Annotated in this window: 13 protein-coding genes; 10 read left to right on the top strand and 3 right to left on the bottom strand. The window is 70.1% G+C overall.

The annotated features are described in order from the left end of the window. Positions 1-73: 73 nt before the first annotated feature. Both ABC270_RS17205 and nadE read left to right on the top strand, forming a co-directional pair. Positions 74-244 carry a hypothetical protein gene (locus tag ABC270_RS17205; RefSeq protein WP_412881931.1) on the top strand — a complete coding sequence of 57 codons (171 nt, stop codon included), beginning with the start codon at positions 74-76 and terminating at the stop codon, positions 242-244. Between the two features lie 26 nt (positions 245-270). Next, positions 271-1,107: an NAD(+) synthase gene (gene nadE / locus ABC270_RS17200; protein ID WP_412881930.1), complete on the top strand. Its 837-nt coding sequence runs from the start codon at positions 271-273 to the stop codon at positions 1,105-1,107. A gap of 115 nt (positions 1,108-1,222) precedes the next feature. Here nadE and ABC270_RS17195 read toward each other — a convergent pair whose 3' ends face one another. Then, positions 1,223-1,867 (bottom strand): TetR/AcrR family transcriptional regulator, encoded by a 645-nt coding sequence (locus ABC270_RS17195; protein ID WP_412881929.1) that lies wholly within the window; start codon positions 1,865-1,867, stop codon positions 1,223-1,225. A gap of 149 nt (positions 1,868-2,016) precedes the next feature. On the opposite strand from ABC270_RS17195, the gene ABC270_RS17190 reads away from it, so the two are divergent. From ABC270_RS17190 to ABC270_RS17165, 6 genes are all read left to right on the top strand, one after another. Continuing rightward, positions 2,017-3,699, top strand: a complete 1,683-nt coding sequence (locus ABC270_RS17190) for an ABC transporter substrate-binding protein (protein WP_412881928.1) — start codon at positions 2,017-2,019, stop codon at positions 3,697-3,699. Positions 3,700-3,844: 145 nt separating this feature from the next. Continuing rightward, entirely contained in the window at positions 3,845-4,669 is an 825-nt protein-coding gene (locus ABC270_RS17185; protein ID WP_412881927.1) for an ABC transporter ATP-binding protein, read from the top strand. Next, positions 4,666-5,478: an ABC transporter ATP-binding protein gene (locus tag ABC270_RS17180; RefSeq protein WP_412881926.1), complete on the top strand. Its 813-nt coding sequence runs from the start codon at positions 4,666-4,668 to the stop codon at positions 5,476-5,478. Before ABC270_RS17185 ends, ABC270_RS17180 begins: the two co-directional genes overlap by 4 nt. Further along, entirely contained in the window at positions 5,475-6,575 is a 1,101-nt protein-coding gene (locus ABC270_RS17175) for an ABC transporter permease (RefSeq protein WP_412881925.1), read from the top strand. The genes ABC270_RS17180 and ABC270_RS17175 overlap by 4 nt, the downstream gene beginning before the upstream one ends. A 2-nt stretch (positions 6,576-6,577) precedes the next feature. After that, positions 6,578-7,645 (top strand): ABC transporter permease, encoded by a 1,068-nt coding sequence (locus ABC270_RS17170; protein WP_412881924.1) that lies wholly within the window; start codon positions 6,578-6,580, stop codon positions 7,643-7,645. A 163-nt stretch (positions 7,646-7,808) separates the two neighbouring features. After that, positions 7,809-9,257 (top strand): SPFH domain-containing protein, encoded by a 1,449-nt coding sequence (locus tag ABC270_RS17165; RefSeq protein WP_412881923.1) that lies wholly within the window; start codon positions 7,809-7,811, stop codon positions 9,255-9,257. Positions 9,258-9,290: 33 nt separating this feature from the next. On the opposite strand, the gene ABC270_RS17160 is transcribed toward ABC270_RS17165, so the two are convergent. Together ABC270_RS17160 and ABC270_RS17155 are read right to left on the bottom strand one after the other, a co-directional pair. Next, on the bottom strand, positions 9,291-9,680 hold the full coding sequence (locus tag ABC270_RS17160) for a hypothetical protein (RefSeq protein WP_412881922.1): 390 nt from the start codon (positions 9,678-9,680) through the stop codon (positions 9,291-9,293). Between the two features lie 142 nt (positions 9,681-9,822). After that, positions 9,823-10,767 (bottom strand): phosphotransferase, encoded by a 945-nt coding sequence (locus tag ABC270_RS17155; RefSeq protein WP_412881921.1) that lies wholly within the window; start codon positions 10,765-10,767, stop codon positions 9,823-9,825. A 119-nt stretch (positions 10,768-10,886) separates the two neighbouring features. Here ABC270_RS17155 and ABC270_RS17150 point away from each other — a divergent pair, with 119 nt between their 5' ends. Then, positions 10,887-13,082: an MDR family MFS transporter gene (locus ABC270_RS17150; protein ID WP_412881920.1), complete on the top strand. Its 2,196-nt coding sequence runs from the start codon at positions 10,887-10,889 to the stop codon at positions 13,080-13,082. After that, on the top strand, positions 13,054-13,689 hold the full coding sequence (locus ABC270_RS17145) for a TetR/AcrR family transcriptional regulator (protein ID WP_412881919.1): 636 nt from the start codon (positions 13,054-13,056) through the stop codon (positions 13,687-13,689). The genes ABC270_RS17150 and ABC270_RS17145 overlap by 29 nt, the downstream gene beginning before the upstream one ends. Positions 13,690-13,753: the final 64 nt, after the last annotated feature.

The raw sequence follows: 13,753 nt of genomic DNA, 5'->3' as shown, positions 1-13,753 counted from the left end.
GGGCACTGCGCCCCGGTGCCACCGCACCGCGGCGGTCGCCCCGCGCGCCGCCGGCCCACCGATGAGGAGCACCGTGCACGACCACGACACCCACCCGCTCGACCGACACGTCGGGCCGCCCCACGTCGAACGCTTCCGGCTGACCCACGCGCCGTCCGAGACCCTCGCGGTCGTCTGCACGTGCGCGATCGGCGCCGACCACGACAACACCATCCGTCCGGACCGGACGACACCTGTCCGTTGAGGCCCGTGCGGGGGGATACTGGCACCGTGCGTGAACTCCAAGCCCAGATCGCGGCGGACCTCGACGTCCAGCCCACCATCGACCCGCAGCAGGAGATCGACCGCCGGGTCGGGTTCCTGCGCGACTACCTGCTGACCACCGGCGCGAAGGGGTACCTCCTCGCGATCAGCGGCGGACAGGACTCCACCCTCGCCGGCAAGCTCACGCAGCTCGCCGTCGAGTCCCTCCGCGCCGACGGCCACGACGCGTCCTTCACCACCGTGCGCATGCCGTACCGCGTGCAGGCCGACGAAGAGGACGCGCAGCTCGCGCTGCAGTTCATCGGTGCCGACCCCGGCATCACGGTGAACATCGAGCACGGCGTCGACGGGGTCGTCCAGGACACCCTGGCCTCCGGTGTCGAGCTGAGCGACTTCGTCAAGGGCAACGTGAAGGCCCGCATGCGCATGGTCGCCCAGTACGCCGTCGCCGGGCAGCGCGGACTCCTCGTCGTCGGGACCGACCACGCGGCCGAGGCCGTGACCGGGTTCTTCACGAAGTACGGTGACGGCGGCGTGGACCTCACCCCGCTGACCGGTCTGACGAAGAGCCAGGGACGGCAGGTCCTCGAGTTCCTCGGCGCCCCTGCGCGTCTGTACGAGAAGGCACCCACCGCGGACCTGCTCGACGACCTCCCGGGGCAGACCGACGAGGCGAACCTCGGGCTCACCTACGCGGAGATCGACGCGTACCTGCAGGGGCACGACGTCCCGGACGAGGTCGCCGAGGCAATCGAGGCGCGCTACCGCGCGACCGCGCACAAGCGCGCCGTCCCGGCGACGCCGTTCGACGACTGGTGGCGCGCGACCGTCGACGTGCGGTAGCCGCGACCACCTGACGGCCTGGCGCGCCCCGCTCAGCGGCAACGCGAAGCGTTGCGCGGGGCGCGCCGACCGAGCCTGCGAGGGAGGTCGGTGCGGGTCCGCACCGTGCCTCCGGTCAGTGGGCGGTGTGCGACGCGACCGACGGACCGGGCTGCAGCACCTCGTTCACGATCGCCTGGATGGCGAACTCGCTCGCCGCCGCGAGGTCCACCGCCTCCGGATCCAAGAGCCACTGCAGCTGCAGACCGTCCATCACGGCGAGGATCGCCGCCGCGGCGCGGTCCACCGCCACCGGGTCCTCCACGCCCTCGTCCGCGCAGAGTGCGCGGAACGCGCCCTCGACGTCGGCCCGCAGCGTGCGGTACCGGTGCTCGAAGTACGCGCGGGCCGGGTGGCCGTCCGTCACGGCCTCCGCCGACAGCACCGTGAAGACCTGGACGATCCCCGGGCGCTCGCTGTTCCGCAGCGCCGTCCCGACGAGGTGCATGAACAGCCCCGGGCCGGTCGGCATCTGCTGGTCGTCGAGGTGCGCGACGTCGTCCCGGTCGCGGAACCGGAGCACCTCGAGCAGCAGGTTCTGCTTCGAGCCGAAGTGGTGCAGCACACCGGCGTGCGTCATGCCCACCTGCTCGGCGATGTCGGCGAGGGTGCCGTTCGTCGAGCCCTTCGCGCCGAACGTCTCCGCTGCCGCGCGCAGGATGTCGCGGCGCTTCTGCTCGGTACCGGGGCGCGCACCGGTGCTGTTCGCAGCTGTCGTCATGGCGCCACTCTCTCGCTCGGTGCCTGGGACGGGAGCGTAACACCGGTGTGAATCGTTACTTGCTTTCTGGTCAGTAAGCGGGTTAGGTTCAGCCGCAGTCGCCTGGACGCCAGGCCACGGAAACAACGTCGTTCCCGGAGGAAGAAGCAATGAAGCTGACCAAACACCTGATCACGGCCACGGCCGTCGTGGCGCTCGGCGCCCTGGCGCTGACCGGCTGTGCGAGCAACGGGCAGGGCGGCGGGTCCGGCGGCTCGGCCGGCTCGTCGTTGACGATCGCGAAGCCGGACGGTTCCGCCGTCCTCGCGACGCAGATCAACAACCCCTTCATCAGCACCGGCTCGGGCATGTCGCTCGGGTACGACCGGATGATCTTCGAACCCCTCGCCATGGTGAACCCGGTGGGGAAGAACGAGACGACGCCGTGGCTCGCCTCGAAGGTCGAGTGGAACAAGGCCTACACCGAGCTCACGGTCACCCCGCGGTCCGGCGTGCGGTGGAGCGACGGCAAGCCCTTCACGGCCGACGACATCGTGTACACGTACAACCTCATCAAGGACAACCCCGCGCTCGACCTCGCCGGCATGAAGCTCACGAGCGTCGCGAAGGACGGCGGGAACGTCGTCCTGAAGTTCAGCGAGTCGAAGTTCGTCAAGCAGGGCGACGTCCTCCAGGTGAGCATCGTCCCCGAGCACGTGTGGAAGGACATCAAGGACCCGACGAAGGACGCCGTGAAGGACGCCGTCGGCACCGGTCCGTACACGATCTCGACCTTCTCGTCGCAGGGTGTCGTGCTCAAGGCCCGCTCCGACTACTGGGGCGGCAAGGTCCCCGTCGCCCAGCTCAAGTACCTCGAGTACAACGACAACACGGGCCTGCTCCGCGGCTTGCAGAACGGCGAGACCGACTGGGCGCAGATCTTCATCACCGACTTCCAGAAGAACTACGTCGACAAGGACCCGAAGCACAACGTGTTCTGGGGCGCCAACATCCTCAGCCCGGACATGATCACGGTGAACACCACGAAGGCGCCGTTCAACAACGTCGCGTTCCGCAAGGCCGTCAACATGGTCGTCGACCGCAAGGCACACGCGGAGAAGGCCCGCAGCAACGCCGGCCCCGAGCTCAAGAACGTCACGGGCATCCCGCAGCCGACCGGTGACCAGTACATCGCGGACCAGTACAAGGACAAGGAGTTCTCGATCGACGTCGACGGCGCGAAGAAGGTGCTGACCGACGCCGGCTACACCTGGAAGAGCGGCGCGTTGATGGACCCGTCCGGCAAGGCCGTGTCCTTCACGCTGCAGAACCCGCAGGGGTGGAACGACTACGTCACCGGCATCCAGCTCATCGCGACCCAGGTGAAGAAGACCCTCGGAGCCGACGTCAAGGTCTCGACCCCGGACGCCGACACGTGGACCTCGAACATCGCGACCGGCAACTTCGACGCCGCGCTGCACTGGACGGGCTCCGGGTCGAACCCGTGGCACATCTACGACGACACGATGAACGGCTCGTACCTCGAGCAGGAGAACAACGGCCAGGTCGCCGACAACTTCGGCCGCTACGACAACCCGGAGGCGACGAAGCTCCTCAAGGAGTACGCGAACGCCAGCGACGACGCGACCCGCACGAAGCTGCTCGACCAGATCCAGACGATCTTCGTCGACGAGGTGCCCGCGATCCCGATCGGGACGCACCCGCAGCTGGGTGAGTACAACACCCGCGAGTTCACGGGCTGGCCGAGCGAGGACGACCCGTACGCGACGGCCGACCCGACGACGCCGCAGGCGGTGCAGGTGCTCATGAACCTGAAGCCGGTCACGAAGTAGTCCATCCGAAGAACCCGGGGCGGCGCCGAGGCAGCGGTGCCGCCCCGCCTCCGAGAGGCAGCGGCGCCCCGCTCCGCCCTGTCCCGTTTCCGGCGAGGCAGCGCCGCCCCGCCCCGCCTCCGGCGAACACGAAAGCGACAAGCACATGTCAGGAACCCTCCTGTCCGTGCGCGACTTCTCCGTCGTGTACGACGTGGACCCACCCGTCCGGGCCGTCAAGAACGTCGACCTCGAGATCGGCCGCGGCGAGATCGTCGGGCTCGCCGGCGAGAGCGGCTGCGGCAAGACCACGCTGGCGTACGGCGTCCAACGGCTCCTCCGTCCGCCGGCCGTCATCACGAGCGGCTCCGTCACGTTCCACGACGCGGACGGCACCGACGTCGACCTCAACGCCCTCGACGCGGAAGCCATGCGCCGGTTCCGCTGGGACAAGATCTCGATGGTGTTCCAGGGCGCGATGAACGCCCTGAACCCGGTCGCGACGATCGGCTCGCAGCTCGAGGACGTCTTCGAGGTGCACCGACCGGACCTCAGCCGGACCGAGCGTCGGCGCGCCGTGGTCGAGCTGCTCGAGATCGTCAAGGTCGGAGGAGCACGACGGCGCTCCTACCCGCACGAACTCTCCGGCGGCATGCGCCAGCGCGTGATGATCGCGATGGCGCTCGCCCTCCGGCCGCAGCTCATGGTCATGGACGAACCGACGACCGCGCTCGACGTCCTCGTGCAGCGCGAGATCCTCGGGCAGATCTCGCAGCTCCGGCACGAGTTCGGCTTCTCGGTCGTGTTCATCACCCACGACCTGCCGCTCCTGCTCGAGATCAGCGACCGCATCGCGATCATGCGCGAGGGCGAGATCGTCGAGCTGGCGACGGCAGAACGCATCTGGAACGACCCACAGCACCCCTACACCCAGCGACTCCTCGCGTCGTTCCCGCGCCTCACCGGCGAGAAAGGGGTGGTCGCGCGATGACGACCCTCGAGTTCCGCTCTGTCACGAAGACCTACAACGTCCGTGGGGCCGGTCAGCTCCGGGCGCTCGACGCGGTGAGCTTCACGCTGTCGTCCGGCCAGACGCTCGGCCTCGTCGGGCAGTCCGGCAGCGGCAAGTCCACGATCGCCAAGATCCTGACGCAGCTCGAACGGCCGACGAGCGGCACCGTGCTCCTGGACGGTCAGCCCGTCCCGACGTTCGGGAAGGGCCTCCGGAAGTACCGGCAGCAGCTGCGGATGGTGTTCCAGGACCCCTTCGCCTCGCTGAACCCGTACCACTCCATCCGGCACCACGTGGAGCGCCCGCTCCGACTCGACCACGTCGTCCCGTCGCGCGAGGTGGACGCCGAGGTCCGACGGCTCCTCGAACGGGTCCGGCTCGACGCGGACGCCGTGATCGACCGCCGTCCGCACGAGCTCTCCGGCGGCCAGCGGCAGCGCGTCGCGATCGCCCGGGCACTGGCGTCCCGACCGTCGCTCCTCGTCGCCGACGAACCGGTCTCGATGCTCGACGTGTCCATCCGGCTCGGCGTGCTCGGCCTGCTCGCGGAACTGCAGCGCGAGGAGGGCCTCGGCGTGCTCTACATCACGCACGACCTGGCGACCGCGCGGCACTTCAGCGACGAGATCATGGTGCTCAACCAGGGTCGGGTCGTCGAGCAGGGCCCGGCCGACGACGTCATCCTCGACCCGAAGGACCCCTACACGCGCGAGCTGCGCGCTGCGTCCCCGGACCCCGAACTCCACTTCCGCAGGCTCGCGGAGCAGCACGCAGGAGGTGCGCGATGAGCACGACGGCCCAGCACACGACCGACCAGGACCCCGCGGGCCGAGCACCGGTCGACCCGACGCTCGTCGGCACCACCGCAGCGGCGACCGACGGGCAGGGGCGTCGCATCCCGTGGCGGTTCATCGGCGGCCGCGTGCTCTTCTACCTCTTCACGCTCTGGGCGGCCATCACGCTGAACTTCTTCCTGCCGCGCATGCTCAAGGGCGACGCGGTGCAGGCGTTCATGGCGAGGAGCCAGGGACAGATCACACCAGACGCCGAGAAGGCACTGCGGGCACTGTTCGGGCTCGACAAGACCGTGCCGCTCTGGCAGCAGTACGTGAACTACTGGGACATGCTCCTGCACGGCAACCTCGGCATCTCGATCTCGACCGGGCTCGCACCCGTCGGCGAGGCCATCGCCTCCGCACTGCCGTGGACGCTCGGCCTGGTCGGCGTCGCGACGATCATCTCGTTCCTCACCGGGACGGCCGTCGGCGCGGTCATCGGGTGGCGCCGCGGCAGCCGTCTCGACGCGCTCGTCCCGGTGACGACCTTCCTCGGGACCGTCCCGTACTTCTGGCTCGGCCTGATCTTCATCGCGGTGTTCTCGACCGCGCTCGGGTGGTTCCCCGCCGGTCACGCGTACGAGATCGGGGTGGAGCCCGGCTGGAACGGCGCGTTCATCGGCGAGGTGGTGTCGCACGCGGTCCTCCCGGTCGTCACGATCGTCATCGTCTCGCTCGGCGGGTGGGTCCTCGGGATGCGGAACATGATGCTGACCGTCCTCGACGAGGACTACATCACCGTCGCGCAGGCGAAGGGCATGCCGAACCGTCGCGTCCTCTGGGGGTACGCCGCGCGGAACGCCGTGCTCCCGCAGATCCAGAGCTTCGCGCTCGCGATCGGCTTCATCGTCGGCGGCACGCTCGTCATGGAGATGGTGTTCTCCTACCCGGGCATCGGACTGCTGCTGCTCAACGCCACGAACGCCAAGGACTACGCGCTCATGCAGGGGATCTTCCTCGTGCTGGTGCTCGCCGTCCTCGTCGCGAACGTCATCGCCGACGTCGCGTACGCCGTCCTCGATCCCCGCACCCGCCAGACGGAGTCCTGACCATGACCACCGAGAAGACGCCGATCCTGATCAACCCGGTCGGAGCCGGGGCACCGGAGACCGCTGCGGTCGTCACCGACGAGCCCTCCGGACGCACCGCGCGCGGAGGCGACCGTACCTTCTGGTCGCAACTCCGCGCCTCCATGGCGATGTTCAGCAACCCGAAGTCGGCCACCGGCCTCGTCATCCTCGGAGTGTTCGCGGTCGTCGCACTGTTCGCGCCGCTCATCGCGCCGGACGACCCGAACGCGCAGAACCTCGATGCGACCCTCCAGCCGCCGTCGTTCCAGCACCTGCTCGGGACCACGCACATCGGCCAGGACGTCTTCAGCCAGCTCGTCTACGGCACCCGCGGCGTGCTCGTCGTCGGGTTCCTCGCGACCGTCATGGCGACGGTGGTGGCGATCGCGGTCGGTGTCACCGCGGGCTACCTCCGCGGGTGGAAGAGCGAGTCGCTGTCGGCGCTGTCCAACGTGTTCCTCGTCATCCCCGGGCTGCCGCTGATGATCATCGTCGCGTCGCAGTTCCAGGACCCGCCGCTCTGGGTGGTCGCCGCGGTGCTCGGGTTCACCGGGTGGGCGTGGGGAGCCCGTGTGCTCCGCGCGCAGACGATGTCGCTCCGCAACCGCGACTTCATCCAGGCCGCACGGGCGAACGGCGAGCCGCTGCACCGCATCATCCTCGTCGAGATGCTGCCGAACCTCATGGCGATCATCGCGTCCAGCTTCGTCGGCACGATGACCGCGGCCGTCCTCGGGCTGACCACGCTCGCGTTCATCGGTGTCATCCCGGTGTCGAACCTCAACTGGGGCACGATCCTGTTCTGGGCGCAGCAGAACAACGCGTTCCCCGACTACTGGTGGTGGTACGTCCCGGCCGGGCTCTGCATCGCGCTCCTCGGCGTGGCGCTGTCGCTCATCAACTTCGGCATCGACGAGTACGTCAATCCGCGACTCCGCTCGGCGGGCGAGCGAGCGCGTGCGATGAAGAAGCGGGGGATGAACCCGACGGCTGCGGTCACGCAGGTGCGCACGGGTCCGAGCGCCCCGGACGACGCGGACGGATCGTGACGTCGGCGCGCTGACGCGGACCCGGCCGGGAGGCGCGGTGCAGGTCCGACCCGCACCGCGCCTCCCACCGTCGGTGCGGCCCGGTAGGGTGGAGTGAACAGAACAACACATGCGGAATCCCGGTTCGGCACCCGCCGGACGGCGGTTACCGTGAGGGGGAGACATGGAAGTCCTGTTCGCACTCGGCGCCGTTCCGCTGATCATCGTGGGCGTGGTCGTCCTCGCGGTGATCGTGCTCGTCTACGCCAAGCTCGTCTACCGCAACGCCGGCGCGGACGAAGCGCTCATCATCACCGGCAAGCGGTCGCGCAAGGTGAAGAACGCCGACGGCACCGAGACCGTCGAGTCCGGCATCAAGGTCGTCCTCGGTGCCGGCGTGCTCGTCCGACCGTTCTTCGAGCGCGTCGCGAAGCTGTCGCTGAGCTCGCGCGCGATCGACATCAACGTCAACGCGCAGGACTCTCGCGGCGTCACGATCGACGTCGAGGCGGTGGCGCTCGTCAAGGTCGGCGAGGCCGACGCGTCCATCCGGGCCGCCGCGCAGCGCTTCCTCGGCCAGGAGAAGAAGATCGACGACTTCGCGCGCGAGGTCCTGTCGGGTTCGCTCCGCGCCTCGATCGGCGCGACCGACGTGTCGACGATCATCCGCAACCGTGACCAGCTGACGGTGGCGGTCCTCGACGTCGCGAAGGACGCGCTGCACAGCCAGGGCCTCGACGTCGACTCGTTCGAGATCAAGGGCATCTCGGACCGCAACGAGTACATCAGCGACCTCGGCCGTGCCGAGCGCGCCCGTGTCCGGCTCGAGGCCGAGAACGCCGAGGCGCAGGCCGACCGCGAAGCACGTGAGGCCCGTGCCCGTGCGGACCAGGCGATCGCCGAGGCCGAGAACGCGCTCGCGATCCGCCGAGCCGCACTCCAGCTCGACTCCGACCGGGCGTCGGCCGAGGCTGCTGCCGCTGGTCCGCTCGCCCACGCCCGCGCCGCGCAGGGCGTCGTGGAGCAGGAGCAGCTGACGGCGCAGAAGCGTGCCGAACTCCGTCGCGCCGAGCTCGAGTCCGAGGTCACCGCCGTGGCCGAGGCGAACGCCCGCAAGACCCGGCTCGAGGCCGAAGCCGCTGCCGGCGCCCAGGTCGAGACGGCCCGCGCGCAGGCCGAGGCCCGACGCATCTCCGCCGAGGCCGTCGCGGCCGAGGCCCAGGCCGAGGCCGAGGCCCGCAAGCTCGCCGCCGACGCCTCGCGCGCCGAGGGTGAGGCAGCGGCCGACGCGATCCGCGCCAAGGGTCAGGCGGAGGCCGACGCCACGAAGGCGCAGGCCGACGCGCTCGCGCAGCACTCCGAGGCGGTCCTCCGCGTGAAGGCGATCGAGACGCTGCCGAGCATCGCGCGCGAACTCGCGGCACCCATGGGCAACATCGACAAGCTGACGGTGGTGTCGTCGGACGGAGCCGGGTCGCTCTCGAAGAGCGTCGTGAGCCAGTTCAGCGAGGTCGACGCACTCCTCGGGACGACCGCCGGCTTCACGCTGAGCGACATCGTGAAGAGCACGACGACCGGGCAGGCCGCTGCACGCGCCGTCGCCCGCGAGCAGGATTCGGTGGACGCCGACTAGCGGCGGCCGTCCGACGAGCGGGCGCGGTGGGGGTCAGCCCTCGCCGCGCCCGTCGTCCTCGTGGCGCTCGGTCTGCTGACGACCGGCGTCCTCACGCTCCTGCGACAGGCGCTGCTGCCACACGACGCTCCGTGCGGCACCGCCGAGGACGTCGTCGACGCTGCGGTCGGTCGAGGCCGCGAGCGCGCCGCTCAGCCCCGCGGTCAGGGTGCCACCTGCCGAGGCGAGCCGTTCGACGACCTCCTCCTGTCGCTCGGTGAGGGGCTCGTCCACGAGGTCGTCGACGGTGTCGCGGATGTTCTGTTCGCTGGCGTCGAGTGATGCATCGTCCCCCGCGTGCAGGGCGGCGGCCTCGCCGACGACGACGAGCCCGAGGCGCGCGGCGTCGTCCTCGGGACGGTGGTGTGCGTGCTCTTCGGTCATGGCATGGACGGTACGCTCCGCGGTCCGCCGAGCCTGGACGCCCCGTCCCCCTCGTGCTGGTCCTCCGTCGCCCGGAGCCGCGGCGGACTCGACGACCCGGCGGATGTGGTCGATGCTGCCGCTCCAGGGCGGTGGCCGCGCGTCAGTGCGTGCTCGCGGCCCAGCGGCGGAGCACCCAGCGCGCAGCGGCGACGCCCTCGCTCCGCTGGAAGTCGCGGATCGTCGGCATCGCTGGTGGCGCCGGCTGCGCGGCCTTCTCGAGGAACAGCCCCGCGAGCGCCGCGAGCACGGCGTCGACCGTCGACCCGACGAGTCCGGCGAAGACGGGGTGCGTGGCGAGGTGTCGATCGACGTCGTCGTGCTCACCGCGGACCAGGGTGTCGAGGAGGTACGTGAGCGGGTCGAGCCAGTGCGCCCCGACGGACGCCCAGGGCCAGTCGACGACCCAGACCCGGCCGTCGGCGTCCACCAGGAGGTTGTCGGCCCGGCAGTCGGCGTGCACGAGGTGGTCGCCGTCGACGAGCAGGTGCGCCCCGCGCGCCGCTGCAGCGAACCGGCCCGCTGCTGCCCTGACGTCGTCCGGGACCTCCTGGGCCAGCCCGTCGACGAGCATCCGGTCCCACGCGGCGAACTCGTCGCGGAGCTCGTCGGCCATCCGTGGGAGCGTGGCGAGCGTGCCGGTCGCACGGGGCAGGGTGTCGAGCGCGTCGAGGACCGCTGTGGTGTCGTGTCCGCGTCCGTCGGCCCCCGGGTGCCGGCCGTCGACGTCGTCGAGCACGAGCGCGATCCAGTCGTCGCCGTCGTGCGCCTCGTCGAACGCGGCGATCAGTCGCGGTGCCCGCACCTCGGTCGGGATCGCCGCCATGACCCGTGCCTCGCGCCGGTGCATGTCCGCGCTGTCGCCGTTGCGGGACCGGGCGACGCTCTTCACGAACGCGCGTCGGCCGTCCGCCGTGACGACTCGGTCGGCGCTCCCGGGCGACCATCCCGAGGACTGCGACCGCGCCTGGACGACCGGGCCACCGAGTGCCGCCTCGATCCGTGTCCGCAGCGTCGTCGGTACCTCGGTCCAGCTCGTCCGCCCCATCGGGCCACGGTACCTGAGAAGCCGTTCACCGAGCGTGCACGATGGCAAACATGCATTGCAAGCAAAGGTGCCGCTGATGTAAAGTTGCGCGGTCTGCAAGTTTGAGAGTTGGGAACCAGATGTCCACTGCCACCGCACCGGTCGAGGTGCAGCGCGGGCGATCATCGGCTCCGGCGGTCACGCCGGCGAAGCCGATCATGTCGCACCGGCAGATCCTCCTCGTCATCTACGGCCTGATGGCCGGCGTGTTCCTGTCGTCGCTCGACCAGACGATCGTCGGGACGGCGATCCGCACGATCGGTGACGACCTGCACGGCCTCGACCAGCAGGCCTGGGTCACGACCGCGTACCTCATCACGTCGACGATCACGACGCCGATCTACGGCAAGCTCTCCGACGTGTTCGGTCGCCGACCGCTCTACATCTTCGGCATCGCGGTGTTCATCCTCGGCTCGCTGCTCTCGACGCTCTCGACGTCGATGATCATGCTCGCGGCGTTCCGCGCGTTCCAGGGCATCGGTGCCGGTGCGCTCATGTCGCTGCCGCTCGCGATCATGGGCGACATCCTCGCGCCGCGCGAGCGCGCCAAGTACCAGGGGTACTTCCTCGCGGTCTTCGGCATCTCGTCCGTCATCGGCCCGCTCATCGGCGGCCTCTTCTCCGGCGCGGACGAGATCCTCTGGATCACCGGCTGGCGCTGGGTGTTCCTGGTCAACGTCCCGATCGGCGTCGGCGCGCTCATCATGGTGATCGCGTTCCTGCACCTCCCGAAGTTCGGTGACGCCAAGGCCAAGCCGCGCATCGACTGGTGGGGCGCCACCTCCGTCATCGTGACGCTCGTCCCGCTGCTCCTCGTCGCCGAGCAGGGCCGCACCTGGGGCTGGGGCTCCGCAGCCGCCATCGCCTGCTACGTGATCGGTGCGCTCGGGCTCGTGGCGTTCCTCGTGATCGAGTCGCTCATGCAGGACGACGCGATCATCCCGCTCAAGCTCTTCCGCTCCGGTGTCTTCTCGATGGCGACCGGTCTCGGGTTCCTCGTCGGGTTCGCGATGTTCGGCGCGATGCTGACCATCCCGCTCTACCTGCAGATCGTGACCGGCCTCACCCCGACCGAGTCCGGGTTCGCCACCCTCCCGATGATCGGCGGCCTGATGATCGCGTCGATCGCCTCCGGGCAGATCGTCGCCCGAACCGGCCGCTACCGGATCTTCCCGGTGATCGGCACCGCGCTCGTGTCCGTCGGGTACGTCGTGCTGACCTTCATGACGATCGACAAGCCGCTCTGGTTCCTCATGATCGGCATGTTCCTCATCGGGCTCGGCCTCGGCCAGCTCATGCAGAGCATCACCCTGGCGTCCCAGAACTCCGTGCAGCCGCGGGACATGGGAGTCGCGACCTCGTCGGCGACGTTCTTCCGGCAGATCGGTGGCACGCTCGGCACCGCGGTCCTGCTCTCCGTGCTGTTCTCGATCATGCCGACGAACATCCTCCACGCCACGGCGGACCGGTCGAACCTGTCCTCCGCGCTCGACGCCGCGTTGAACCCGACCGTCGCCTCCGCGAAGGCCAACCAGGGCGTGATGGACCAGATCTGGGACCCGATCGTCGAACCGGTGCAGAAGAACGTGCAGCAGCAGCTCGACAGCGCGGCGGCCGAGGCCAAGGGCGCCGCGGACGCGGCGGTCACGAAGCAGGTGACGGCCGCCGTGCAGCAGCAGGTCGCCGCCGGCGCCGTCCCCGCAGCCGCCGCGCAGCAGGTCATCGACCAGCAGGTCGCCGCCGCCACCCCCGCCGCCGAGCAGCAGGCCCTCGCCACCGTCGCCGATAAGGCGCACGCCAGCGTGCAGGACGGCACCGTCTCCGTCGACTGGTCGGACGCCGCACAGCGCTCCTCCTGGGTCGGCCAGCTCACCCCGAAGCTGTCGAGCACGATCGAGGACAAGGCGTCATCGAGCAGCTCGAGCAGCAGCTCGGAGACGAGCGACACGTCGTACCTCAACGGAGCCGACGAGGCCCTGACGCGTCCCTTCATGACCGGGTTCAACGCCTCGGCCGTGACCGTGTACTGGGTCGGCTTCGCGGTGATCCTGCTCGCGTTCGTCCTGAGCTGGTTCTTCAAGGCGCCGCCGCTCCGGAAGAGCTCGGCGCTCCAGGAACAGGCCGACGGCGAGCAGGCCGACGGCGAGCAGGCCGGCACGGCCGGCACGGCGGACGACCTCGAGGTCCAGGCCGTCCGTGCAGCCGACGCCATGGGTTCGCCCACGGCACCGACCACCGGGTCGATCAGTGTCCACCGCGACCGTTCGGACGCCTGACCCGACCGGAGCCGTCCGCACGACCGCGGACGGCTCCGGGCCGGACGCCGGCTCCTGCGGCCTCCGGGAGCGGAAGAAGCAGCAGACCCGCGCCGCGATCCACGGCGCCGCACTCGAGCTCGTGACCGAGCACGGGCTCGCAGGGGTCACCGTCGAGGAGATCTGTGCAGCGGCGGGGGTCTCGAGCCGCACGTTCTTCAACTACTTCTCGTCGAAGGGCGACGCCGCCCTCGGACTCGGACCGTCGACGGTCCCCGAGGACGCCCGTGCGGCGTTCCTCGTCGGGTCGGGCTCGCTCGTGGCGGACTGCTGCGACCTCGTCGCCCGGACGGTCACGCTCCCCGAGGACCGTCGCCGCATGAAGCAACTGGTGCAGGACCGCCCGGAGATGGTCCCGACGATGCTCCAGTGGATGTCCGACACCCGCGCCCGGGTCGTCGAGGTGGCTGCCGAACGAGCGGACGCGGACACCGCCCGGACGGCGGTCACGCTCGTCATGGCCGCGGTGATCGAGGCGACGCACCGCTACGCGGTGTCGTCGCGGACGGACCTCGCGGCGCGGCTGCGCGACGTGGTGGCGGAGATGGGGCGGCTCGCCGCGGACTGACCAGCGGCAGACGGACGGGAGGCACGGTGCGCGTCGGACGCGCACCGTGCCTCCCGTCTGCTGC

The organism is Curtobacterium phoenicis (genome assembly GCF_047238015.1).
In the GTDB taxonomy this organism is placed as follows: Bacteria; Actinomycetota; Actinomycetes; order Actinomycetales; family Microbacteriaceae; genus Curtobacterium.
The sequence above is the reverse complement of the archived record's forward strand: the minus strand, read 5'-3'. Positions and strand labels throughout refer to the sequence as shown.

What these genes read in the sequence shown, in the direction of transcription:
- ABC270_RS17195 (WP_412881929.1), bottom strand. Translation starts at nt 1,867, where the DNA reads ATGACGACAGCTGCGAACAGCACCGGTGCGCGCCCCGGTACCGAGCAG.
- ABC270_RS17190 (WP_412881928.1), top strand. Translation starts at nt 2,017, where the DNA reads ATGAAGCTGACCAAACACCTGATCACGGCCACGGCCGTCGTGGCGCTC.
- ABC270_RS17185 (WP_412881927.1), top strand. Translation starts at nt 3,845, where the DNA reads ATGTCAGGAACCCTCCTGTCCGTGCGCGACTTCTCCGTCGTGTACGAC.
- ABC270_RS17180 (WP_412881926.1), top strand. Translation starts at nt 4,666, where the DNA reads ATGACGACCCTCGAGTTCCGCTCTGTCACGAAGACCTACAACGTCCGT.
- ABC270_RS17175 (WP_412881925.1), top strand. Translation starts at nt 5,475, where the DNA reads ATGAGCACGACGGCCCAGCACACGACCGACCAGGACCCCGCGGGCCGA.
- ABC270_RS17170 (WP_412881924.1), top strand. Translation starts at nt 6,578, where the DNA reads ATGACCACCGAGAAGACGCCGATCCTGATCAACCCGGTCGGAGCCGGG.
- ABC270_RS17165 (WP_412881923.1), top strand. Translation starts at nt 7,809, where the DNA reads ATGGAAGTCCTGTTCGCACTCGGCGCCGTTCCGCTGATCATCGTGGGC.
- ABC270_RS17160 (WP_412881922.1), bottom strand. Translation starts at nt 9,680, where the DNA reads ATGACCGAAGAGCACGCACACCACCGTCCCGAGGACGACGCCGCGCGC.
- ABC270_RS17155 (WP_412881921.1), bottom strand. Translation starts at nt 10,767, where the DNA reads ATGGGGCGGACGAGCTGGACCGAGGTACCGACGACGCTGCGGACACGG.
- ABC270_RS17150 (WP_412881920.1), top strand. Translation starts at nt 10,887, where the DNA reads ATGTCCACTGCCACCGCACCGGTCGAGGTGCAGCGCGGGCGATCATCG.